The sequence below is a fragment of the Bacillota bacterium genome, assembly GCA_030705925.1.
Classification (GTDB): Bacteria; Bacillota; Clostridia; order Oscillospirales; family Feifaniaceae; genus JAUZPM01.
In genome coordinates this window covers 1-25,054 of the sequence record JAUZPM010000028.1, presented here as the reverse complement: position 1 = coordinate 25,054, position 25,054 = coordinate 1, and the positions used below count along the sequence as shown (strand labels likewise).

23 protein-coding genes and 1 other annotated feature are annotated in these 25,054 nt (G+C 41.3%); all 23 genes read left to right on the top strand.

Features of this window, described 5'->3' with window-relative positions; genetic code table 11:
- Positions 1-277 precede the first annotated feature (277 nt).
- Positions 278-5,386 carry a glucoamylase family protein gene (locus Q8865_05930; GenBank protein MDP4152969.1) on the top strand — a complete coding sequence of 1,703 codons (5,109 nt, stop codon included), beginning with the start codon at positions 278-280 and terminating at the stop codon, positions 5,384-5,386.
- A 56-nt stretch (positions 5,387-5,442) separates the two neighbouring features.
- Positions 5,443-6,726: a pitrilysin family protein gene (locus tag Q8865_05925; GenBank protein MDP4152968.1), complete on the top strand. Its 1,284-nt coding sequence runs from the start codon at positions 5,443-5,445 to the stop codon at positions 6,724-6,726.
- Positions 6,726-8,009, top strand: coding sequence for a pitrilysin family protein (locus Q8865_05920; protein MDP4152967.1), 1,284 nt, complete (start codon positions 6,726-6,728; stop codon positions 8,007-8,009). The genes Q8865_05925 and Q8865_05920 overlap by 1 nt, the downstream gene beginning before the upstream one ends.
- Before the next feature lie 71 nt (positions 8,010-8,080).
- Complete coding sequence (gene lgt / locus Q8865_05915) at positions 8,081-9,136, top strand: prolipoprotein diacylglyceryl transferase (GenBank protein ID MDP4152966.1); 1,056 nt, start codon at positions 8,081-8,083, stop codon at positions 9,134-9,136.
- Positions 9,120-9,989: a bifunctional methylenetetrahydrofolate dehydrogenase/methenyltetrahydrofolate cyclohydrolase FolD gene (gene folD / locus Q8865_05910; protein ID MDP4152965.1), complete on the top strand. Its 870-nt coding sequence runs from the start codon at positions 9,120-9,122 to the stop codon at positions 9,987-9,989. The genes lgt and folD overlap by 17 nt, the downstream gene beginning before the upstream one ends.
- Before the next feature lie 32 nt (positions 9,990-10,021).
- Positions 10,022-10,096, top strand: a sequence feature (ribosomal protein L21 leader region).
- Positions 10,097-10,110: 14 nt separating this feature from the next.
- Positions 10,111-10,422 (top strand): 50S ribosomal protein L21, encoded by a 312-nt coding sequence (gene rplU, locus Q8865_05905; protein MDP4152964.1) that lies wholly within the window; start codon positions 10,111-10,113, stop codon positions 10,420-10,422.
- The gene (locus Q8865_05900) at positions 10,422-10,760 is read left to right on the top strand and encodes a ribosomal-processing cysteine protease Prp (GenBank protein MDP4152963.1); all 339 of its coding nucleotides are present in this window, start codon (positions 10,422-10,424) and stop codon (positions 10,758-10,760) included. The genes rplU and Q8865_05900 overlap by 1 nt, the downstream gene beginning before the upstream one ends.
- Positions 10,757-11,041, top strand: coding sequence for a 50S ribosomal protein L27 (gene rpmA, locus Q8865_05895; protein MDP4152962.1), 285 nt, complete (start codon positions 10,757-10,759; stop codon positions 11,039-11,041). The genes Q8865_05900 and rpmA overlap by 4 nt, the downstream gene beginning before the upstream one ends.
- An 84-nt stretch (positions 11,042-11,125) precedes the next feature.
- Positions 11,126-12,400 carry a GTPase ObgE gene (gene obgE, locus Q8865_05890; protein ID MDP4152961.1) on the top strand — a complete coding sequence of 425 codons (1,275 nt, stop codon included), beginning with the start codon at positions 11,126-11,128 and terminating at the stop codon, positions 12,398-12,400.
- Positions 12,401-12,585: 185 nt separating this feature from the next.
- Positions 12,586-13,119: a translation initiation factor IF-3 gene (gene infC, locus Q8865_05885; protein ID MDP4152960.1), complete on the top strand. Its 534-nt coding sequence runs from the start codon at positions 12,586-12,588 to the stop codon at positions 13,117-13,119.
- A 19-nt stretch (positions 13,120-13,138) separates the two neighbouring features.
- Positions 13,139-13,336 carry a 50S ribosomal protein L35 gene (gene rpmI / locus Q8865_05880; protein MDP4152959.1) on the top strand — a complete coding sequence of 66 codons (198 nt, stop codon included), beginning with the start codon at positions 13,139-13,141 and terminating at the stop codon, positions 13,334-13,336.
- A gap of 41 nt (positions 13,337-13,377) precedes the next feature.
- Positions 13,378-13,731, top strand: coding sequence for a 50S ribosomal protein L20 (gene rplT, locus Q8865_05875; GenBank protein MDP4152958.1), 354 nt, complete (start codon positions 13,378-13,380; stop codon positions 13,729-13,731).
- A gap of 174 nt (positions 13,732-13,905) precedes the next feature.
- On the top strand, positions 13,906-15,288 hold the full coding sequence (locus tag Q8865_05870) for a TrkH family potassium uptake protein (GenBank protein MDP4152957.1): 1,383 nt from the start codon (positions 13,906-13,908) through the stop codon (positions 15,286-15,288).
- Positions 15,289-15,302: 14 nt separating this feature from the next.
- Positions 15,303-15,965, top strand: a complete 663-nt coding sequence (locus tag Q8865_05865; protein MDP4152956.1) for a TrkA family potassium uptake protein — start codon at positions 15,303-15,305, stop codon at positions 15,963-15,965.
- Position 15,966: 1 nt separating this feature from the next.
- A complete protein-coding gene (locus Q8865_05860) occupies positions 15,967-16,740 on the top strand; it encodes an RNA methyltransferase (protein MDP4152955.1) in 774 nt (257 codons plus the stop codon).
- A 22-nt stretch (positions 16,741-16,762) separates the two neighbouring features.
- Entirely contained in the window at positions 16,763-17,932 is a 1,170-nt protein-coding gene (dprA, locus tag Q8865_05855; protein MDP4152954.1) for a DNA-processing protein DprA, read from the top strand.
- 21 nt (positions 17,933-17,953) lie between these two features.
- The gene (gene topA / locus Q8865_05850; GenBank protein MDP4152953.1) at positions 17,954-20,065 is read left to right on the top strand and encodes a type I DNA topoisomerase; all 2,112 of its coding nucleotides are present in this window, start codon (positions 17,954-17,956) and stop codon (positions 20,063-20,065) included.
- On the top strand, positions 20,062-21,390 hold the full coding sequence (trmFO, locus tag Q8865_05845; GenBank protein MDP4152952.1) for a methylenetetrahydrofolate--tRNA-(uracil(54)-C(5))-methyltransferase (FADH(2)-oxidizing) TrmFO: 1,329 nt from the start codon (positions 20,062-20,064) through the stop codon (positions 21,388-21,390). Before topA ends, trmFO begins: the two co-directional genes overlap by 4 nt.
- Positions 21,387-22,382: a phosphate acyltransferase PlsX gene (gene plsX / locus Q8865_05840; protein ID MDP4152951.1), complete on the top strand. Its 996-nt coding sequence runs from the start codon at positions 21,387-21,389 to the stop codon at positions 22,380-22,382. Before trmFO ends, plsX begins: the two co-directional genes overlap by 4 nt.
- Before the next feature lie 101 nt (positions 22,383-22,483).
- Positions 22,484-22,708, top strand: coding sequence for an acyl carrier protein (gene acpP / locus Q8865_05835; protein MDP4152950.1), 225 nt, complete (start codon positions 22,484-22,486; stop codon positions 22,706-22,708).
- Between the two features lie 55 nt (positions 22,709-22,763).
- A complete protein-coding gene (rnc, locus tag Q8865_05830; protein ID MDP4152949.1) occupies positions 22,764-23,444 on the top strand; it encodes a ribonuclease III in 681 nt (226 codons plus the stop codon).
- Between the two features lie 2 nt (positions 23,445-23,446).
- The gene (locus Q8865_05825; protein MDP4152948.1) at positions 23,447-24,442 is read left to right on the top strand and encodes a radical SAM protein; all 996 of its coding nucleotides are present in this window, start codon (positions 23,447-23,449) and stop codon (positions 24,440-24,442) included.
- 342 nt (positions 24,443-24,784) lie between these two features.
- On the top strand, positions 24,785-25,054 hold a 270-nt coding region (locus Q8865_05820; protein ID MDP4152947.1), incomplete at its 3' end, for an AAA family ATPase.

Here is a 25,054-nt window from a genome sequence, read left to right as displayed (position 1 = left end):
GCTTACTCTAAATGTTATAACATTATCTGTTTTTCTTCCGCTTCTTATTACCTTATTATCTTTCTATTTCCGAGGGAATAAAACGGTTTATATAAGGCACTATGATTCTGCAGTTTTTTCGGGATTAAGGGCACTGCTGCTAAGACTTTTTTTACAGTTTTCATTTTATCTTTATAATGCGATCCTTTCTTTGGATGCCGTGATTCGGGCTTTATGGCGTATGTGTATTAGCAAAAAACGCCTGCTGTCGTGGGTTACAGCAGAACAAAGCGAAAGTTTGAACAAAAGCAGCCTTTGGTATTACGTTAAAAAGATGTTTCCCAGCACTGTTGTGGCGCTGCTAATGTTTGTTCTGACATGGAGCTGGTTTGGAATATGTGTTTATTCTTTATGGGCGCTTTCTTTTGTTGTTGCCTATATAACAGGAAAAGAATCGCCTAAAGAAGAATTGAAACTATCGGAAGATAATCGTGAATTTATAAGAAAAGAAGCGCAAAAGCAGTGGCAGTATTTTGTGGATTTTTGTAATGAGGATAATAATTTCCTGCCTCCGGACAATTTTCAGGAGACTCCTCTCGGTGTTGTTGCACAGCGCACCTCGCCGACTAATATCGGTCTTGCTATGCTCTGTACGCTTAGCGCGCGCGATTTTGGTTTTATAACATCAATTGAATTATACGAGCGTCTTAGTAAAATGGTAAAATCGATTGAGAAAATGGACAAATGGAATGGACATTTTTATAATTGGTATTCAACGGTCGATTTGTCTTTGATGCGTCCGGCTTATGTTTCAACAGTTGACAGCGGAAATTTTGTTGCAGCGGCAAATACGCTTTGTGAAGGATTAAAAGAGTTTGTTGTTGAAGAACAGCGCCTTTGGGATATTATAAGCAGGCTTAAGGCACTTGTTAATCATATGAATTTCGATGTGTTTTTAAATAAAAAGAATAACCTGTTTTATATCGGATATGATGCTGAAAGAGATTCCTTTGGTGAAAACTGCTATGATATGCTGATGAGCGAAGCCCGAATTACGAGTTATATCGCAGTTTGCACAAAGCAGATTCCGCTTAAGCACTGGTTCAATCTTGCAAGAACGCTTGCCAGTAAAAACGGATATGTCGGCATAACTTCATGGACTGGAACGATGTTCGAATACTTTATGCCTCAAATATTTCTTCCAAGCTTCAGCAGTTCATTAATTTATGAGAGTTTGAAGTTTGCTTTGGCATGCCAGAAAGAAAGAGCAGCACGGAGGGGTGTACCGTGGGGAATCTCAGAAAGCGGATTCTACTCCTTTGATTTAGCTTTGAACTATCAGTATAAAGCATTCGGAGTACAGAAACTTGGCCTAAAAATGGGCCTTGACAAGGAACTGGTCATATCTCCTTACTCAACTTTCCTTGCGCTTTGCTTAGCACCTAAAGATGCAATAGAAAATTTGAAAAAACTATCGAACCTCGGCATGAGTGGGAAGTATGGTTTTTACGAAGCAATAGATTTTACTAATCCAAAAACAGAAAACAGTGCCATTGTTAAAAGTTATATGGCTCACCATGAAGGAATGAGCCTTCTTATGTGCACTAACGCCGCATTCGGTAATATCGTACAAAAGCGATTTTTGAAGAACAAGGAATATGAAAGCGGCGTCGAGCTTTTACAGGAAAAACTGCCAGAATATGCGATAATTCACGATAATCTTCGTAAATATGATAATATTCCCGCTCACAACCGTTATCGCTCACAGAATGAGACGGTCACGACTCAAAGCTATTCTCTTCGTAATATGAAGGGATATTTGCTTGCCAATGATGAGTATATGGCGCTTGAAACGGACAGCGGTTTAAACTTTTCTAAATATCGCAAGTTGCTGACAGCGCGTTTTTCACCGAGACAGAAAGGCAATCCAAAGGGAAAATTCATTTTAATAAAAGAAAATAACAGCGGGTTGATATATGGCGCAGCTCCCGCACCGTTATATCGCCAGGACATCCAGTATGAAACTGAGTTTTCTGACGGAAACGTAGTTCATAGTGCAATATCTGACAATGTAAAAGTAAAAACTGTTACAGCTGTTGATGCGATACTCCCACTGGAATTCAAGGAACTTACCTTACGTAATAAAAAGAAAAATAAAGATAAGATTGAATTGCTGTTTTATCTCGAGCCGGTTTTAAGCCGATACCGCGATGATCTTGCGCATCCGTTATTCAGCAGCCTGTTTATTGAATCGTTCGCGGATACGGATAAGCATACGATATATTTCAGACGCCGTCCGCGTGATACGAAAAAAGATGAACTGTGGTTTGCTGTGATGACAGATGGCGAATTTGAAGAATTTTCTTTTGAGACGTTTAAAGATAAACTTGTTGGAAGACTTGAAACGGCTAAGGATTTATGGATGTTGTTTGACCGGCCGTTTAACGGAAATATAGGAGCTGCTATAGATCCTGTTTTAGCAATAAGAATGTCTGTCGATCTGCCTGCAGGGGAACTGCGCCATATCAGATTCATAATGACAGCGGGCACAAGCAAACAGCAGTGTGACGATTCTTTAGCCCGTGGCGCAACTGAAGAGACAAATGAGATAATAAAACATTCTAAAGGATATACACGCAGCCGAAAGGTGCTTTGTAAAATAGAAGAAGAGGAAGAGATGCTATTATATTGTCTTCTTCCGCTTTTGAACTTTGAACGTTATGATAGACAAGAGATAATAAATAAAAATATTCTGGGTCAGCAAAACCTTTGGAAATACGGCATTTCCGGTGATCTTCCTATTATATCGCTGTTTTTAAATGATGCTGAACAGGCAAAAAAAGCAATAAAATATCTGCATGTTCATCGTTATCTTGCTCAGCGGAACATGAATTTTGACTTGCTTTTTGTTTTTGAAGAGGGCGGTGATTATCACAGACCTATCTTCAGCGCAGTAAAAGATATAATCAAGGATGAAACAGATTCTGCGTACCTGTCCGCACTGGGTGGGATACATCTTGTAAACCTGCCTGTAAATGATCCTTGCGATAAGAATCTTATACTTGCTGCTTCCGTTTATGTTGAAGATCTGTCAGTCATCGGGGCAAGGACAGACCCATCCGGCGGAGATGACGGAACGACCGCTGAGGTGACAAAGACGGCGCCTCTGCTTGAGGGAAGTCTTGTAGAACTTGATTCAGACAAAGTAGTAGTGCACAATACCGGCCTTTCACATAGACCGTGGGGCGTTCTGCTCGCTAACCGCAGATTCGGCACTTTCATGTCTGACAGAGCGATGAACTTCACATTTGATTTAAATGCCCGTGAGTTTAAGCTCTCATCATGGACAAACGACCTATTTGCAGAAGCCGGAGAGAATTTATATCTTGAGGCAGAGGGCAAGCTTTATAATCTGATTGCAATAAGCTCTACCTTTGAATTTTCAAAATCAAAGGCAGTTTATCACTTTAATATTGGTGATATTTCAGGTATAGTACAGGTGACTGTTTCGGATAAGTATGCCTGTAAAATAGTTGAGATGTCTATGACAGGCAAGGGAAAAATTAAGCTCGTCTATGAATATGATGCAGTGCTTGGAGTGGACAAGAGAACGGCAAAATATATCACCTGTATCAGCGGTAAAGATAATTTGTTTCTGAAAAATCCGTTCTCTGCTTATTTTTCAGCCTTTGAGGTTTTCCTGGTTTCGGACAGACAATTCAGGAATGCTTTTGAAGATGGCCTTTTTATTTGTGAATGTGATGTTGACCTGCCCGGAAATGCGACAGTAAAAACAAGATTTGCATTTGGAGCAGTCAGAAATGACGCTGAATATAATTTGTGCATAAAAGAAACACTGGGACTTGATTTTAACGAAAACAGCGACAAGCTTAAAAAGGAAATAGAAAATTGCGTAAGAAATATTCACATTAAGACACCAGACAGCAGGCTTGACTTTATAGTAAATGAGATTCTTTGCTATCAGACACTGCTTTCGAGAGTTTGGGGCAGGACAGGATTTTATCAGAATGGCGGAGCATTCGGCTATCGAGATCAGCTTCAGGATTTGTCAAACCTGGCGTTTATGTCACCAAGCCTTCTTTATCAGCATATATGCAGGTGTGCTCAGCATCAGTTCGTTGAGGGTGATGTCCAGCACTGGTGGCACAATTTGCCCACAAGCCCGGGAAAGGGGCATTTGGGAGTCAGAACAAGATATTCCGACGACATGCTGTGGCTTGTTTATGCTGTATGTGAGTATATTAATGCAACGGGTGATTTATCGATCCTAGACAGAGAGATTGAGTATATCACAGGTAAAAAACTTGATGATAAGGAAGACGAATACTGTGGCATCCCAGACATGTCCGGAGTAAAGGAAAATATATATTCCCATTGCCTAAAGTCTATCTATGGAGCTGGAAAGGTCGGACCAAACGGGATACTTTTGATACGCGGCGGAGACTGGAATGACAGCATGAACAAGGTTGGTGACGAAAACAGCGGAGAAAGCACTTGGCTGTCATGGTTCTTTGCAGGCGTCTGCACGAGATTTGCTAAATTTGCGGAACTGCGTGGCGATCATAAGACTGCCGGAGAACTCAGAGAATTTGCAGCGTCAATACTAATGAATATTGAAAAGAACTGTTATGACGGTGAGTGGTATCTGAGAGGGTTCCATAAAAATGGCTCAAAAATAGGCTCAAAAGGTGATGAAGAGTGTGAAATCGATCTGATTTCACAAAGTTTTGCAGCTATTACTTCTGACAGTATGATGGAACGAAAAAAATCAGCGATGAACGCAGTCTATGAACGGCTTTTTGATAAAGATTCCAATATACTGAAACTATTTACCCCTCCTTTTGTAAACGGGGAAAGGGAAGTGGGATATATTCGTGGATATGTTGCGGGCATCCGTGAAAATGGCGGTCAGTATACACATGCCGCAGCGTGGGGGGCAATAGCGTTTTTCTGTCTTGGCGATGCAGAGCGGGGCATGGAAGTGCTTAAAGCATTGAATCCGCTGAACAGAATGGATAGTATGGAGGAAATAAAAAAGTACGGGTGTGAACCATATGTTATCGCGGGTGACGTTTATACCAATCCGGATCAGTATGGACGTGGCGGTTGGACATGGTATACAGGTGCTTCCGGATGGGTTCTAAGGGCTGTTTACGCATATCTTCTCGGAATAAAGTTTGAAATAGGGAAATTATTAATACGTCCCTGCGTCCCGAAAAACTGGAACGAATTCCAAGTTGATTTCTATACTCAAGACACCGATGTTCACATTGACGCGAGACGTGCGGCGGCAGGAGAGGAAGAGGGCAGTTATATAAACGGAGCACGGATTGAAGAGCCGATCGCTCTGCCTGGAGGCAAACTGCATATAACAGTTCTATTTTAAAAAATTATTTGCATAAGGATATTTTGGTGGTATAATTTCACTTTAGAGGTGATTAAATGAAAGACATTGAGAGAATTCAGATCGGTAACGGCATTGCTTTAAATATATTAAGGACTCAGCGTTTTAAAACCAACGTTTTTACTATCGGATTCCAGCAGGAACTCAACAGGGAAAAAGCCTCGTTAAACGCGCTGCTCTGCCGGGTTTTGCTTCAGGGAAGCGAGAAATATCCCGATATGGAAGCACTGGGAAACAGACTTGCAGATCTATATGGCGCATCGCTTAATCCTTATAATGTCAAGAGGGGCGACATTCAAGAGTTTGGCATTTCTGCCTCTTTTATAGCAAATAAATTTGCGCTAAAAAATGAAAACGTATTATCGGATACTGTCGATACTATGCTTGAAGTTTTAATGAATCCGCTGCTTATTGATGGAGCGTTCAAAAACGAATTTTGTGAAACAGAAAAGCAAAACCAAATAAGTTTTATAAAAGCTGAGATCGATAACAAGGTTTCATATGCCCGAAATCGCTGCATTGAACTAATGTGCAAGGATGAGGTATACGGCATATCTGAAAAGGGAGAAATTGACACCGTTCGTGCGATAAAGCCGCAGGAATTATATAAACAGTATGAGACATTGCTTGAGGGCGCCAATATCGAGATGTATTATGTTGGTTCTGATGATATGTCGGCAGTTGTAGATAAACTTAAAACCAGATTTTTGATGATAGAAAGAAATGTTACAGCGCCTCTTCCGAGAACTGCTTTATACGTGGGCGGAGTTTTAAAAGAGCATGTGGAATCAATGGACGTAAACCAGGGAAAACTGACGCTTGGATTCAGGACGGGCATTTCAAGAAGCGATCATAAATACCCTGCACTTACGCTTATGAATTCAATCTTTGGGCTTACGCCTACCAGTAAACTGTTCTTGAATGTTCGTGAAAAACTTTCGTTATGTTACTACTGCAGATCTGACGTAATAGCCCAGAAGGGAATTTTGCTTGTCTCATCGGGAATAGAAACTGAGAATAAGGAAAGAGCGCTCGCCGAAATATTACTGCAGCTTGATAATATAAAAAAGGGCGATGTTACAGAAAATGAGATTGAAGTTGCACGAAAAGCTTTGATTTCAGGTATCAGAAGCAGTTTTGACAATCCGGCTGCTATGATACATTGGTATGCTAATGAAATAATTTCAGGAACGGACAGCGATCCAGAAGATTTCATTGAATCCTTGATTCAGGTCAAAAAAGAAGAAGTTATAAGGGCAGCCGGGGATGTTATGCTTGATACTGTATTCTTCTTAAAAGGCAGCGGAAAGGAGAACTCTTAATGGAATTTAAAATGATTGAAGATAAGCGTCTCTCAGAGAAGCTCCTATATGCCAAACATGAAACAGGTCTTAATATTTTTATCTGTCCCAAGCCTGAACTCAGCAAGACTTATGCTATGTTCGGAACAAAATACGGTTCTATAGACAGAACGTTTAAAACTGAGGAAGATGCGGATTTCGTAACTGTCCCTGACGGAATTGCACATTTTTTAGAGCATAAAATGTTTGAAAATGAAACCGGAGAAGATGTATTCGCACAGTTCGGGGATCTTGGAGCATCTGCGAATGCTTTCACCAGTTTTGACAAGACTGTTTATGAATTTTCCTGCACAGAAAATTTTGAGAAGTCACTTGAAGTCCTTCTCTTTTTTGTCCAGTCGCCATACTTTACTGCTGAAACTGTGCAGAAAGAACAGGGCATCATTGGACAGGAGATACGCATGTATGAAGACTCAGCGACATGGCGCGTATTTTTTAATCTGCTTGGAGCTATGTATAAAGAACATCCTGTAAATATAGACATTGCGGGAACAATAGACTCTATCTCTAAAATAAATGCCGATATTCTTTATAAATGCTATAATACGTTTTATACTCCTGCAAATATGGTGCTTTGCATATGCGGCAATGTCACAGAGGAGGAGGTATCACGTGCGGCAGATAAAAGCTTACGTGAAATCCCGTCCCCAAAGTTTGAACGCTCATATCCCAGCGAGGATAATTCTGTCGTTCAGCATGAGATCCGTCAGAAAATGTCTATATCGATCCCCTATTTCAATATAGGCATTAAAGACACCGATTTTAATCTATCACCCGGTGAAAGGGCTAAACGCGAGGCTGTAATGTCAGTGCTCCTTGATGCGTTTGCCGGGAATAATTCAAAATTATATAAAAAATTATACGAACAGGGACTTATAAACGATTCTTTTGGAAGCGAATATACACTTTCGGACAGTTTTGCCCATACGATATTCGGCGGAGAATCTAAAGATCCTGAGAAAGTTTTCTCTATAATCTGCGAAGAAATAGAATCCTTTAAAAACAACAAGGTCGATGTAAGAACATTTGAACGAAGCAAAAAAGCCGTATATGGTCGTAATATCGCTTCACTGGACAGAACAGACAGTATCGTATATATGATGATTTCGTCCTATTTCATGGATACGAATTTTATTGAAATGTTCTATGCATATGATAAAATAATGGTTGACGACTTAAACGAGATACTCGATAAATGGACGCCGGAAGTAATGAGTCTCTCAATTATTGACCCTCTGCACTAATTTTGACTTAAAGAATACTAAATAGGCTGGGGGCGTTTAACACGCCCTTAACCAAAGAACGGAGGACGTTTATGAACGGAAGCGGACCGATTTCTTTTCCGGGTCTCGGCATTGGCGATATGCATATCAGCAGAGTTGCGTTCAGTTTGTTTGGCCTTGACGTTTACTGGTATGGCATTATAATTGCACTTGGTTTTCTCCTTGGAGCGGTTGCATCCATGCGCCTTGCCAAAAAAGACGGTTTTAATCAGGATACTTTGATCGATGCTATTTTATGGGCAACGCCTTTTGCAATAATATGTGCAAGGCTTTACTATGTTGTTTTTAGACTTGATTTATATAATAACTTTATGGATGTCATTCGGTTTCGGGACGGAGGCATAGCAATATACGGAGCAGTCATTGGTGCGCTTGTTACAGGAATTATATTCTGCAAGATTCGTAAGGTCAGCTTATTGGAACTTTTGGATATTGCAATGCCTGGACTTCTTCTCGGACAAGCTATTGGAAGATGGGGCAATTTTGTGAATCAGGAGGCATTCGGCACAGAAACTTCGCTTCCGTGGCATATGCACATATATATTGACAGCGTTCCTGCCGACGTTCATCCAACGTTTTTATACGAATCAATATGGAATCTTGTAGGCTTTCTGTTACTTATCTATCTATTTTCTCGCCGCAAATTTAAAGGTGAGACATTCCTTACTTATGTTGCATGGTATGGACTCGGAAGGATGTTTATTGAAGGGCTGCGTACTGACAGCCTTATGCTGACAAAGACCATTCGCGTTTCACAGGCACTTGCTTTTATATCTTTTATTGTAGCTGTCGTATTCATTTTCGTTTTAAGAAATCGTGCATCGAAAAAAGCCGCAGATTCATCAGCATATGAATCTCAGTTTGAGGCTAATGCGCCGGAAGAAGTGCCTGAAGCAGCAGAAGAAAATGGTGATATATCACAATCAGAGGCGGAAGAGATTAAAACTGTTGTTTCAGATGCTGGTAGTGATGATGTTCCGGTAAGTAAAGAAACTGAAACAGAAGAATCTTCAAGTAATTCTGAAATAATAAATTTAGATGGAGAAATTGAAAAAGAGGAGCAGTCACCTAATGGGAATAATAATTGACGGAAAAGTAGTTTCGGCGAAAGTCCGTGAAGAGGTCGCACAAACAGTCAGCGAAATGCGTGAAAAGGGCATCCAGCCCGGACTTGCTGTTGTTATCGTCGGAGAAGATCCATCTTCAAAAATTTATGTAAGAAACAAGAAAAAAGCCTGCGAAGCCGCAGGAATATATTCCGAAGTTCATGAGCTTCCTGAGGATACAAGTGAACAGGAACTTTTAAGTCTTGTCGAAAAATTGAACAATGATCCCCAAATAAACGGTATACTGGTACAGTCGCCGCTTCCACGGCATATCAATGAAGAAAATATTGTTGAACATATTGCTGTAAATAAAGACGTAGATGCATTTCATCCGGAAAACGTCGGAAAAATCATGCTTGGCAAACAGGAATTTTTGCCATGTACACCAGCCGGTGTTATGGAAATGCTGAAATATTATAATATAGACGTTGCAGGCAAAGAGTGCGTTGTGGTCGGAAGAAGCAATATTGTCGGAAAACCGCAGGCAATGCTTTTGCTGCAGCAAAACGGAACGGTCACAATTTGCCATTCTCGCACAAAAGACCTTGCAGAGGTCACCAGGCGGGCAGACATCCTTGTTGTAGCAATAGGGAAAAAGCATTTTATCACCGCTGACATGGTAAAGGAAGGTGCGGTGGTCATAGACGTCGGAATAAACCGCATGGAAGACGGAAAAATCAAGGGCGACGTAGATTTTGAAGCAGTCCAGCCTAAAGCATCATACATAACGCCGGTTCCGGGTGGCGTTGGATTAATGACAGTATCAATGCTTCTTAAAAATACTATAAAAGCCGCTGAAATGCAGGCAAAAAGCAATAATAATTCCTTAAAATAGGAAAAATCTTGACTTTTTATAGAATATCTGTTATACTTCTAAAGCCGCATATTCCAGGCTTAAAGACATTTTTATGTCTGCCTGTCGTAGCGAGTCTTATTATGAAAGAGAGGTGCTTTGTGTGTACGCTGTAATAGTTACAGGTGGCAAACAATACAAAGTACAGGAAGGCGACATTATTTACATTGAAAAGCTGAATGCAGAGGCAGACAGCGAGGTCGTTTTTGACAATGTACTGGCTTTATCAAACGATGACGGTTTGACATTCGGCGATCCGAGTGTTAACGGTGCGTCAGTTTCCGCTAAGGTTATAAAAAACGGAAAAGCTAAAAAGGTTACTATCATCAAATTTAAAGCAAAAAAGAATTACAGAAGAAAACAGGGTCATAGACAGCCCTATACTAAGGTTCAGATCGAAAAAATCAATGCTTAATGATCAGGCTTGAATTTTTTAAAGATTTCAGCGGTTTTTATCTGTCAGGACACAGCGGTTACGCATCAAATGGCAACGATATAATCTGCGCTGCGGTATCATCGGCGGCACAGCAAACCTTGATTGCGATTACCGAAGTTCGGGGTATAGATGCTAAAGTGTCAGTTGACAATGAAAATGCGGCTCTTTCGCTTATGATAAAGCCGGAAACGGCTAAAAGCGATAAGGAATTCGCTGCCGATGTGATCAGGGCCTTTAAAATACAGTGTGAATGTATTGACAGTGAATACCCCGGTTTTATGCAATTCTCAAATAATGGAGGTGTAAATGTCACATGATTAGAATAGGAATACAGTTTTTTGCACATAAAAAAGGTATGGGTTCTACCAGAAACGGCAGAGACTCAGAGTCAAAACGCCTTGGACTTAAAAAATCAGACGGACAGCACGTGCTTGCCGGCAATATCCTTGTTAAGCAAAGGGGAACAAAAATTCATCCTGGAAACAATGTTGGCAAGGGTTCTGACGACACGCTGTTTGCGCTTATCAACGGCGAAGTAAAATTCGAAAGATTAGACAAGGACAGAAAGAAAGTCAGTGTCTACGCTGTTGAACAATAAGACCTTAAAGCTTACAAGGCGGGTGAGCGGCGGATCTTTGGTCTGCTTCTTATCTGCCTTTTTCATTGTATTGGTGGTGGGAAAGTGTTTATAGATGTTGCAAAGATTTATGTAAAAGCTGGAAACGGTGGAAATGGTGCGGTAAGTTTTCATAGGGAAAAATATGTTGCTAACGGCGGTCCTGACGGCGGAGACGGCGGAACGGGCGGCAGCATTGTTTTTGTTGTAGATGATAATCTGAACACATTATTAGATTTTAAATACAAACGTAAATTTGTTGCTGAAAGCGGTGAAGGCGGGCAGGGCAAAAATTGCTTTGGAAAGAACGGAAAAGATGTAATAATAAAAGTTCCGCGCGGAACGCTTATTCGTGATGCGTCATCAAAAGCAATAATCTATGATATGTCAGAAAATGATACGCTTGTAATTGCTAAAGGCGGCAAGGGCGGTTTTGGCAACGCTAAATTCGCAACTCCGACCAGACAGGCGCCACGTTTTGCTAAAAGTGGAATGCCGGGAGAGGAGCGCGAAATCATTCTTGAACTGAAGCTCCTTGCCGATGTCGGGCTTATTGGATTCCCTAACGTAGGTAAATCGACATTTCTATCCATCGTAAGTGCTGCAAGACCTAAAATTGCAAACTATCACTTTACAACACTTTCGCCTCAGCTTGGGGTCGTCAAAGCTCCGGACGGTAATTCTTTTGTGGTTGCTGATATACCCGGACTCATTGAGGGAGCTGCTGAGGGACTTGGACTCGGACACGAGTTTTTGCGGCATGTTGAACGCTGCCGCATGCTTGTTCATATTGTCGATGTTTCGGGTGTTGAAGGGCGTGATCCTGTTGAGGATTATGAGAAAATCAATGCAGAACTAAAAAAATTCAGTGAAAGTCTTTCGACTTTGCAGCAGATCGTTGTCGGAAACAAAATGGATTTAATGACAGATGAAGAAAATATGGAAAGGCTAAAACAACGCGCTGAAAAAGACGGATATAAGTTTTATATTATATCAGCTGCCTCAAATCAAGGCGTAAAAGAGCTTGTGAATGAAGTATATCATATGCTTTCACAAATGCCTCCCGTAAAGCATTTCAAACCTGAAATCGATCTTCAGAAGGATTATGAAGATAAGGCTAACCACGATATTACGATTCGAAAAGAAAACGGCGTTTATGTCGTTGAAAGCGAATGGCTTCTTCGCGTTCTGGGTTTTGTCGATTATACTGATCTTGAATCACTGACTTATATGAACAAAGTGCTTGAAAGCTCGGGTGTCAATGCCCGTCTTGAAGAAATGGGTATCAAAGAAGGGGACACAGTCTCGATTTATAATATTCAGTTCGAGTATGTAAAATAAACATTGACAAATCACTTTTTTGTGATATACTGTTAGAAGAAAATAAAGAAGATGGTTACTGCCTTCTCACCGTGTGGCTATTGCCGACTCGGTCAATACATTTTCAACGCCGATAAAGGCTTTGTTTGTGTGATTACGGGCAGTTAATGCCCGTTTTTATTTTATTAAAATATATTTCTCAGGAGGTGCGAGTTATCAGTAGCAAAGAATTACTAATCAATGAGGAGATTCGAGATAAGGAAGTCAGGCTTATCGGTCCGGAGGGCAATCAGCTTGGTTTAATGTCGTCGAAAGATGCTTTAAAGATTGCCGCAGAAGCAAATCTTGACCTTGTTAAGATTGCGCCGCTTGCAGTTCCACCGGTATGCAAGGTAATGGATTTCGGAAAATACTGCTTTGAGATTGCAAAAAAGGAAAAAGAAGCCCGAAAGAATCAACATGTGGTGGACATTAAGGAAATCAGACTGTCTGCCAATATTGATACCAATGACTTCAACACAAAGGCAAAAAATGCCTGCCGTTTTCTTAAAGACGGCGATAAGGTTAAGGTTACCCTTCGCTTCCGAGGAAGAGAAGTGGCCCATGCCGAAAAAGGCAAGGATCTGCTCAACCGCTTTACTGAAGCTTGCGCTGAATACAGCACAGTAGAAAAACTGCCAAAACTTGACGGGAAAAACATGATCATGTTTCTTGCCGCTAAGCCGGATAATAAAAAATAACTGTCAAAGGAGAATGGTTATGCCTAAAATTAAGACGCATACAGGCGCTAAAAAGAGATTTAAGCTTACCAAAAATGGCAAGGTGAAACGTGCTCATGCAAATAAATCGCACATCTTGACCAAAAAATCAACAAAGCGTAAAAGAGGACTCAGAGCCGCCACATATGCGGATAAGACAAATATGGAGAAGATTAAAAAACTTGTCCCCTATATGTAAAAAGTTCCAGGCGATTATTTGTAAATAGGAGGATTTCATAAATGGCACGTGTAAAAGGCGCAATGGCCACCCGTAAAAGAAGAAAAAAGGTTTTAAAAGTAGCTAAGGGCTATTTTGGTGCTAAGAGCAAACTGTTTAAAATGGCAAAACAGGCCGTGACAAAATCGGGCCAATATGCTTATGTTGGAAGAAAACTTAAAAAGAGAGATTTCAGACAGCTTTGGATAACCAGAATTTCTGCTGCCTGCAAGCAGAATGATATTAATTACTCAAGATTTATTAATGGACTTAAAAAGGCTAATATTACACTTAACCGCAAAATGCTTGCCGACATTGCAGTCAGTGATGCAACAGCGTTTACTGCTCTTGTTGAAAAGGCAAAAAGCGAACTATAATTTTATTTAATGCAAGGCTTAAGCCTTGCATTTTTTTGTTAACAATAAAGATTGGTAATTTATAGATTCACCTAATACAAGGTTTTTACCTTGTATTTTTTGTTTGACATTTGGAAATATTGTACTATAATATATAAATCAGTATATAACCATAATATACTGCAATCATTTGAGGTGAGTATTATATATAAATCCAATTTGGGAACTGCTAAAAAAACTAAATTGCACATCAAACCGGCTGAAACTTTTTTGATTGGTTTTCTAGCAGTTATTTTATTTGGTGCATTTCTTCTCACACTCCCGATTTCGTCCAGAAGCGGTCAATGGACATCTCCGCTGACGGCGCTTTTCACCGCTACAAGTGCCACATGTGTCACTGGCCTTGTTGTTGTTGACACCTACACATATTGGACTGTTTTCGGTCAGATAGTAATTCTGCTTCTTATACAGACGGGCGGTCTAGGATTTATGACTATCGCCACTTTGTTTTCGCTTCTTATCCGCAGAAATATTTCGATGAGCGAACGGCTTATCATTATGCAGGGGTTGAACCTTGATGATATGTCGGGTATAGTGCGCCTCACCAAACGTGTCCTGCTTGGAACGTTGATGTTTGAGGGGGCGGGGGCATTAATACTGTCTGTTAGATTTGCAAGTGATTTTGGCTGGATCAAAGGTATATATAAAGGTATTTTTCACTCTGTATCGGCTTTTTGTAATGCAGGATTCGATATACTTGGCGACAGGGGTAAATTTTCAAGTATTACGACATATCAAGATGATGTTGTGGTAAATGTCGTGATAATGGCACTCATAGTCATCGGGGGACTTGGGTTCTTTGTTTGGGATGATATTGCAAAAACAAAGAATTTTAAAGGCTTAAAGGTATATTCTAAAATGGTGTTGATTATAACCGCTTCACTTATATTCGGCGGGGCTGTTTTATTTGCACTGTTTGAGATGAATAACACTGCAATCACTGCCGGTATGTCGGTTAAATCAAAAATACTTGCTCCTCTTTTCCAATCTGTTACGACAAGGACTGCAGGGTTTAATAGTATAAGTGAAGGAGATATGACATCTGCCTCTAAAATACTATCCTGTTTATTAATGTTTATAGGCGGTTCGTCTGGCTCAACGGCAGGCGGCATCAAAACGTTTACTTTTGGGCTTCTTATTATGATGACACTAAGCGCACTTCGCGGAAGACGCGACGTCATTGTGTTTGGAAGGAAAATAGGAAGCGATAATGTCTTAAGGGCAATTTCTCTTACATTAATTGCTGTCCTTCTATTATTCGTAAGTGCATGCGTTATATCATTGTTTGAGCCGTTCCCGCTTCTTTCTATCATATTTGAATGCTGCTCGGCATTTGGCACAGTCGGGCTTACTGTCGGCATCACGCCGCTTCTCTCGCCAGTCAGTAAATTAGTGCTTATTCTGCTTATGTATCTAGGCAGGGTCGGTGTTCTTACAATTACGCTGGGTATCGCAATGCAGTTAAACCGCAATAAAAACCTTATTAGCTATCCTGAAGCTAAGGTTTTAATCGGCTAAATCCTAATGGAGGTTTGTATATGAAGTCTTTTGCTGTTATCGGGCTTGGCAGGTTCGGATTTAATCTTGCAAAAACCCTGTTCAGCCTTGGATATGAAGTCCTTGTAATAGATGAAAACGAAGACAACGTGCAGAAAATCAGTGATTTCGTCACACATGCTGTTGTTGGCGACGCAAAAGATGAAAACGTTCTGCGTTCAATAGGGATACGCAACTTTGACTGTGTTATCGTTGCGGTCTCAAATCATCTTGAGTCAAGCGTTCTTATATCATTAATGCTGAAAGAGATGGGCGTTAAGTATGTTGTTTCAAAAGTCCAAAGTGAAATGCATGCTAAAGTGCTTCAGAAGATCGGCGTTGATAAAATAGTATTTCCTGAAAAGGATATGGGCATGAAGGTGGCACAGAGCCTTGCAATGAACAATATCCTGGATTATATCGAGCTCTCTGACACGTATTCTATCGCTGAGGTTATGACGCCTCCGAAGTGGGTTGGAAAGACACTGCGCGAACTAAATGTACGTGCGAATCACGGAGTAAATATCATGGCGATCCGCCATGACAGCACAAAACAGATCGATGTGTCCCCAAACCCTGATAATAAATTAAGTGAACGTGACGCACTTGTCATTATCGGATCCAATCAGGATATTTCCACTATCACAAAACTTGACTGATATGATAGAAATAGAAAGTGCATCTAACCCACTTATAAAATTTGCGGTATCACTTCAAAAACGCTCTGTACGAAAAGAAACTTTTAGCTTCGTTGTAGAAGGCCATAAACTTATTGAAGAGGCTTTAAAAAGCGGATTTCCTATAGAAACCATATTTGTCGAACAAAACAGTGAGAAAAAGTATGATAATATTGTAAAATGCGCAAATACAGTGGCGGCAGTTCCATACAGACTGCTGCAGAAAATATGCGAAAGTGATACACCTCAGAATATTGCCGCGATCTGCAAGATTAAAGAAAAAGAATATTCTAATTTACCGTTAAAAAATGTTCTAGTTCTTGAAAATATTCAAGATCCGGGCAATTTCGGAACGCTGCTTAGAACAGCAGAGTGTTTTGGTATAGATGCCGTTGTGACAATAGGAACAGCAGTCGATCCTTTTTCGAGAAAAGTTCTCAGAAGTGGTATGGGTTCATCCTTTAGAATGAATGTGATTCATTTTGATAAAGCAGGAGAGGCATTTAATTTTTTCAAGGAGAACAATATCACTGTATATGCCGGAGCGCTTCGCCGGGATGCAAAAAGTCTTGAAGAAACTTCATTTGAGCAAAATTCTGCTGTAGCAGTAGGCAATGAAGGAAGTGGACTTTCAGAAGAATTTTTAGCGATGGCAGACAATACGGTATTTATTCCAATGAGCGGAGAAGCGGAATCCCTTAATGCTGCTGCTGCTGCAGCTGTAATGATGTGGGAATTATATAAAAAGAAAATATAACGACACCGATTCGAGGTGCGGTATGGGAATAAACACAGAAAAGTATATCTGGCTTGCGCAGAAATGGTCACAGCCGGGCGTTAAAATCCATAAGTTGCTTTCTGCTCTTGGTGGAATTGATGGGGTATACGCTGCTGACAGAAAAATGTTAAGCAGGCTTGATATTTTATTGCCAGAAGAGATTAAAAGGCTTAATGATAAAGATGGAAGAGAAGCTTTTGAAATAATTGAGGAATGCAGACGGAAGCAAATTGATATAATAACCATTGAAGACAGAAGGTATCCTGAAAGACTTCGTAAAATATATAATCCGCCGCTTATACTATATATAAAGGGCAGGTTGCCTGATTGTGATAAAACAGCATCAATAACTATTGTGGGTACACGAAATCCGTCAAAAGACGGTATTTCGATTTGTGACCGCCTTTCAAAAGACCTTGCAAGATCCGGATTTATTATCGTTAGCGGCATGGCGAGAGGAATAGACGCCGCGGCGCATAAAGGCGCTTTGGTTGCAGAAGGTATTACTGTAGCAGTCCTTGGCTGTGGTGTCGACGTTGCTTATCCGGAAGAAAACAGAGAACTTATGAAATATATCATTGAAAACGGCGCCGTAATCAGCGAGTATCCGCCCGGGACGAGACCTGATAAGCTTAATTTTCCGATGCGAAACCGAATCTTAGCAGGGCTTACACTCGGAACAGTCGTTGTTGAGGCACCTGATAAAAGCGGAGCGCTTATTACTGCAAGACAGGCTTCTGATGAGGGGCGTGACGTGTTCGCAGTCCCGGGAAGCGTATATACATCTCCAGGCACGAACAACTTAATAAAATCAGGCGCAAAACCTGTAACCGAGGCGTTGGACGTTATTGAGGAATATGCTTACATGTTTTCAGATATACCTTCCGTTAAAGTCCATGAAAGTTCGAAACAGAGTCATGTGATTTTGAAAGTCGCAAGCGCTGAGCCTGAATATAAAATACAAAAACAGAAAAGTGATGCTGACGATCTTGCGCTGACGGATGAAGAGCGGCTTATAAAAGCCTCTATGACTGCGGACTCTGAGGTCGATGCAGATACCATTTCACGAAAAACTAATTTACCCATAGGCACTGTACTGGCAACGCTAACCTATTTAGAGCTCAAAGGACACGTTAAAAGGCTGCCGGGCGGGCGCTATATTCTTGATTAACGCATCTACAGGAGGAAACTAATGTCAAATTTGCTAATTGTTGAGTCTCCCGCCAAGGCAAAAACTATCAAAAAATATCTCGGCAGTAATTACAAGGTGGTTGCCTCCATGGGGCATGTCCGTGATCTGCCCAAAAGCAAAATGGGTATCGATATTGAAAACGGCTATAAACCGCAGTATATATCCATTCGCGGTAAATCATCACTTATAAATGAGCTAAAAAAAGAGGCTAAGGGTGCTAAAAAAATCTATCTTGCAACCGACCCTGATCGTGAGGGGGAGGCAATTTCGTGGCATCTTGCGACTCTGCTTGGACTTGATATGGATGATAGACTCCGTGTCACTTTTAATGAAATAACTAAAACTGCGGTTACGGAGGGAGTAAAAAATCCTCGTAAAATAAATATGGACCTTGTCGACGCGCAACAGGCCCGCCGTGTTTTAGACAGGCTCGTTGGATATGAAATCAGCCCGATACTATGGAGAAAGATTAAAAAAAATCTGTCTGCAGGCCGTGTGCAATCAGTTGCAACGAGACTTATTGTTGACAGGGAAGAAGAAATAAACAAATTCAAGCCTGAGGAATACTGGACTGTTTCAGCTAAGCTTAAACATCTGGCTGAAGGTAAAGAATTTTTGGCGAAACTTTACGGGCTGGAAGACAAAAAGCTTGAAATCAAAACCGGAGACGAAGCATCTGAAATAGTGAGTGAAATAGAAAACTCAGATATAAGCGTCAAAAGTGTAAAGCACAGCCAGAAAAAGCGCTCTCCTGCGCCGCCGTTTATTACCTCAACAATGCAGCAGGATGCATCACGCATACTGAATATGTCCTCACGCCGCACTATGCAGATAGCTCAGCAGCTATATGAAGGTGTTGAAATTCCGGGATTTGGGCTGATTGGTCTTATAAGCTATATGAGAACCGATTCTCTGCGTGTTTCAGACGAGGCTATCGGTGACGTTCGCACATTTATAAATGAAAAATTTGGAGATGCCTACTGCCCGAAAAATCCCCGTATATATAAAAGCAAAAAGAATGCTCAGGACGCGCATGAGGCAATTCGCCCTACGACGGTTGCTTTAGAGCCGGATAAAATAAGAAAAAATCTGAATAATGATCAGTATAAATTGTATAAACTTATTTGGGACAGGTTTGTCGCAAGCCAGATGGAGTCACAGGTGCTTGATACCGTAAGCTCTGATATTGCTTCAGTCGCATCGTCTGGAAAACGCTATATCCTTCGCGCAACCGGCTATAAGGTCAGATTTGCGGGATATACGGTTTTATACGATGATTCAAAAGACGAAAAGGCAGAAGACAGCGATAATGCCAACCTGCCCGAGCTTAAGGAAGGCGAGAAGCTAAGTCTTAATACCATTTCACCGGAGCAGCATTTCACTCAGCCTCCGGCTCGCTTTAACGAGGCAACGCTCATTAAAGCACTTGAGGAAAACGGTATTGGTCGTCCAAGCACATATGCTCCGACTATTTCAACGATACTTCAGCGTGAGTATGTCATTAAAGAGGGCAAGATGTTCAAGCCAACCAGCCTTGGCAGCATCACGACACAATTTATGGAGAGCAATTTTGACAGTATAGTTGATATTGAGTTTACAGCTAATATGGAAAAAGAGCTTGATGAGATAGAAGACGGCAAGCAAAACTGGGTTCAGATAATCGATCATTTTTATAAAGACCTTAAAAACAATATAAATACCGTCGAAAGTCAGCTTGATGGAGTCCGTATAAAGATTCCAGATGAAGAAACGGATGTTGTTTGTGAGCTGTGCGGAAGAAATATGGTCGTGAAATCAGGGCGATATGGTAAGTTTCTTGCATGCCCTGGTTATCCCGAATGCAAAAATACAAAGCCGATCACTTATAATACAGGTGCACAGTGTCCCAAATGCGGTGGTAATATCCTGCTCAGGTTCTCTAAAAACGGCAATAAATATTATGGCTGCGAGAACGCTCCAAAGTGTGATTTTATGACATGGTATGAGCCCGCAGGGCAGAACTGCGAAATATGCGGCAAAACGCTGCTTAAAAAAACAGGTTTTAAAGGCAGATATACACTTATTTGTTCAAACGAATCCTGTCCAAATCATAACGGAGTGACAAAAAGTTGAGTGAAGTAAAGGTTCATGTTTACGGCGCGGGTCTTGCCGGGTGCGAAGCCGCATGGCAGCTTGCGAAAAGAGGCATAAAAGTTGAGCTTTTTGATATAAAACCGAAAAACTTTACACCTGCGCACAGCTCGCAAAAGTTTGGAGAGCTTGTCTGTTCAAATTCGCTTAGAGCCGCTAACATTGAAAATGCTGCCGGGCTGCTCAAAGAAGAGATGCGCAGGCTTGGTTCGCTTATCATGGAAGCTGCGGATAAAACCAGTCTGCCGGCGGGAGGCGCACTTGCGGTTGACCGTGAAAAATTTGCTGATTATATAACTGAAAAAGTGCTTAATCATCCGCTTATATCATTTAATACAAAAGAGATAAATGAGCTCGATCCGGATGTATATACGATAGTTGCGACTGGTCCTTTGACGACAGAGCCATTATTCGACCATATTTCGGGAATGCTTGGCGGGGAAAATTTGCATTTCTTTGATGCCGCCGCGCCGATCGTATCCTATGAAAGCATAGATAAAGATAAGGTTTTCATGGCTTCACGGTATGGGAAAGGTTCGGCGGATTATGTAAACTGCCCAATGGATAAGGAAGAATATGAAGCGTTTTACAATGCGCTGATTTCAGCCGAAACAGTGCAGCTGCACGGTTTTGAAAATAACAGGGTTTTTGAGGGTTGCATGCCGATCGAGGTAATGGCTCAAAGGGGCACTGACACAATCCGTTTCGGCCCGCTGAAACCCGTGGGACTTATCGATCCAAAGACCGGAAAAGAGCCTTATGCTGTTATACAGCTTAGAAAAGACAACAGCGAGGGAAGCCTATATAATCTTGTGGGATTTCAGACACATCTTAAATTCGGAGAACAAAAGAGAGTGTTCTCAATGATCCCGGGCCTTGAAAACGCGGAGTTTATAAGGTACGGCGTGATGCACCGCAATACATTTATAAATTCACCGAAGGCTCTTGACTCATTCTATCGCTCAAGACTGCATCAAAAATTATTTTTTGCCGGTCAGATGACCGGAGTTGAGGGATATATCGAATCGTCCGCCTCAGGGCTATTATGCGGAATAAATATGTCGCATGTAGTTACGGGGCGAGAGCCTGTTGATTTTCCTGCAACTACTGCGATAGGCGCACTTGCACATTATATTTCAGATGAAAGCATATCCGAATTTCAGCCCATGAATGTTAATTTCGGTATCATGAAAAAACCGGATTTTAAATTCAGGGGCAAAAAAGATAAAAACACCAAACTTGCGGCGCGTGCCCTTGAAGCACTTGACAATGTGGCTTTGCAGGTTTGGAAAGGAGAAAATGCATGAGGATAGTTTTAGACGCATTCGGAGGTGACAAAGCCCCTCTTGAAATTGTAAAAGGCGCTGTAGCCGCTGTTAAGAACCTGAGTGTTGATATTACTCTAACAGGTAATAAATCGTGTCTTGAAAAGATTTTTGCTGAAAACAGCCTGAGCCTTGAAAAAATCGAGTTGGTTCATGCCGAGGATGTCATCACAATGGAGGATGATCCCGTTAAAGCGGTGCGCAGAAAGACTGACTCATCTCTCGTTATAGCTATGAAGCTGTTGGCTGAAGGAAAGGCTGACGCTTTTGTCGGTGCGACTAATACCGGGGCGGTGCTGACGGCGGCGACCCTTATAGTGGGAAGGGTCAAAGGTGTAAAACGCCCTGCTCTTTCTCCTATTATTCCATCTGCAAAAGGCCCTTTTATGCTTATTGACTGCGGCGCCAATGTAGAATGTAAATCCGAATACCTCATACAGTTTGCGCAAATGGGTGCACTCTATATGAAAAAAATACTTAATATCCAGAATCCGCGTGTCGGTCTTCTGAATAACGGAACAGAAGAGCACAAGGGCACTGCTTTGCAGATCGAGACATATTCAAAGCTAAAAGAATCGCCGGTAAATTTCGTTGGAAATGTCGAGGCAAACAGTCTTATGTATGGTGCCTGCGATGTTATTGTGACAGACGGTTATACGGGGAACATACTGCTCAAATCGATCGAAGGCACATCTAAGATGATAATGAATGCGTTAAAAGACATGTTCTACAGCAGTTTTTCCTCAAAACTTGCGGCTTTGATCCTAAAAAACAAAATTAAATCTATGGCTAAAGGCTTTGATGCAAAAGAATACGGGGGGGTTCCGCTGCTTGGTATATCAAAACCTGTTATAAAAGCGCACGGGAGTTCCGATGCCAAAGCAATAGAAAATGCAATAAAGCAAGCTGTTAATTTTTGTAACAGCGGCATGATCGAAACCATGGAAAAAGAATTTAATAAAACAGAAGAATAAAGACAAGCTAAAGAGAAAGAAAACTCTTGACATATCTATTAAAAATACTTATTATCAAATCAATGGTTTTATATACCTAAAGTTCATTTTGAGGTGATACTGTGATTTTTGAAAAATTGAAAAAAATTATTGCCGAACAGTTCAGTGCTGATGAGGAAGAATTGACTCCGGAAACACGTTTTGAGGATTTAGGTGCGGATTCGCTTGATCTTGTTGAACTAGTCATGGCGATTGAAGAGGAATTTGACATTCAAGTCGATGATGAGGATGTCGACAGCATGTCTACAATCGGTGACGCTGTGGAATATATCAAGGAACGTGTATAACCTAAAATCCCCTTTATTAAAGGGGATTTTTAAATAATATAAAGAAGGGGAAACCTTGAAACAAATCGAGAAAGACTTACATTATACATTCAAAGATCAGAATATATTAAAAAATGCTCTGATGCATTCGTCTTACATCAACGAAAGTAGGGATAAAACACTAAAAAGTAATGAACGCCTTGAGTTTTTAGGCGATTCGGTGCTTTCACTTATAACCTCAGAATATCTTTTTACTCATTTTGATGACCTGCCTGAAGGGGATCTAACAAAAACCCGCGCTGCTGTTGTCTGTGAAAAAACGCTTGCAGTATTTGCAAGAGAAATCAAGCTGGGGGAAGCTCTGCTTTTAGGACATGGTGAAGAACAATCTAACGGACGCGAACGTGACTCAGTCCTTGCTGACGCATTTGAGGCGATGATAGCGGCAATATTCGTTGACGGCGGGCTTGACGAGGTAAGACGAGTCTTCATGCCATTCATCACGAGGGGCATCGATGATACTCTCAAAGGCAGAGTTTTTACAGATTATAAAACACTGCTTCAGGAAATCATTCAGAAAAATAAAGAAGAAACGCTTTCCTATGTGCTTGTCGGTGAAGAGGGGCCGGATCACTCAAAAGTGTTTACAGTCGAAGTTCATCTAAACAGCAATGTTATTGCTTCAGGAAGAGGAAGAAATAAGAAAGAGGCGGAACAAAGCGCCGCCAAAGCTGCGCTTTCATTGATGGGAGAGTAAACATGCAGTTTGCTAAATCTATTGCTTTTTTTATTCCGCATCTTGGCTGTCCGCATAAATGCACATTTTGTGACCAGCGAACCATATCTCACACTTTTAAGCTGCCAGACAGAGCCTCTATCGTTAAAGGCGTTGAAACCGCTATGGAGCAGGGAAACGGTCAGGATTATGAAATTGCTTATTTCGGCGGCAGTTTCACCTGCATGTCACGAGATCTCATGAGGTATTATCTTGAAATAGCCGCTGATCTTATTGCACGTTATGGACTTAGAGGCGTAAGGATTTCGACAAGACCTGACGGAATAAATGAAGACATTTTATATTACCTAAAAAAGTATAATGTTACAACAATAGAGCTTGGCGCCCAGTCCATGAATAATGGAGTGTTGAAAACATCTTCGCGCGGGCATACTGCCGAGGATACAGAGCGGGCATCAGAACTTATTCAGGATTACGGCATCAATCTTGTGCTTCAGATGATGGCGGGCATGCCGGGCGATACACCTGACGGAACACTCGAAACGGCAAAAGCAATTGCCGAGCTTCACCCTGGAGCAGTGAGAATTTATCCATTGCTAGTTATAAAAGGCACAGAGCTTGAAAAACAGTATGAACATGGTACATATACGCCGCTGTCGCTTGAAGAAGCAGTGAGCTTATCGATGACGCTCGTCAGATATTTCAAAGACAGGCATATCCCGATTATTAAGCTTGGTCTGCATTCAGAGCAGGAACTTGAAAACGGAAGATCCCTTGCAGCAGGGCCTTATCACCCTGCGTTTCGCGAACTTGTGGAGGGCAGACTTCTGCGAGAGGAAATGGAGAACAAGGGTATCCGTGACGGAGCTGTCGTGCTTTGCAATCCTAAGGATGTTTCAAAAGTAAAGGGTCACCGGGGTGAGAACGAGCGGTATTTCATAGATAAATACGGAGTTCATTTTAAATGCCGGCCAAGTGTTGAGATAGCTCGCGGCAAAATTGAGATCGAGCAGGCATAATAGGTTAGTATTAGCTCACAGACGCTCGAAAAGGACAGGCAGACGAAGGACAGGCGCCCTGCTGTATGCAGATACAGCAGGGCGCCTGTTGGCGAAGTAAGCAAAAGTCCCTCGGAACGTGGTGCTTGAGCCATTTTTCGTTTACAAACCGTAACTTGAAGAGTGCGTTTAGGGTTAGATTCATCCATTTGTCTTATCGCCTATATATAATCGCTTTGCGGTGTGTGCAATTTTTCGACAGTCTGTGGCGGCTTTTGCCGCCTTTTTTTTGTAATCATCTTGAAACATTTATTTCATGTTGTTACAATAGATATTATACTTACCAATAATGGAAGGTGTATGATGTATTTAAAATCACTGGAACTGCAGGGCTTTAAGTCTTTTCCCGACAAGACAGTTATAAACTTTACAAGCGGGATCACTGCAATAGTTGGCCCTAACGGCAGCGGAAAGAGCAATATTGTCGATGCTATACGCTGGGTTCTTGGCGAACAAAGTTCTAAAACGCTTCGCGGAACAAAGATGGAAGATGTTATTTTTAACGGAACATCTGCGAGAAAGCCTACGGGTTTTGCAGAGGTTACGATAACGTTTGACAACAGCGACAAAGCG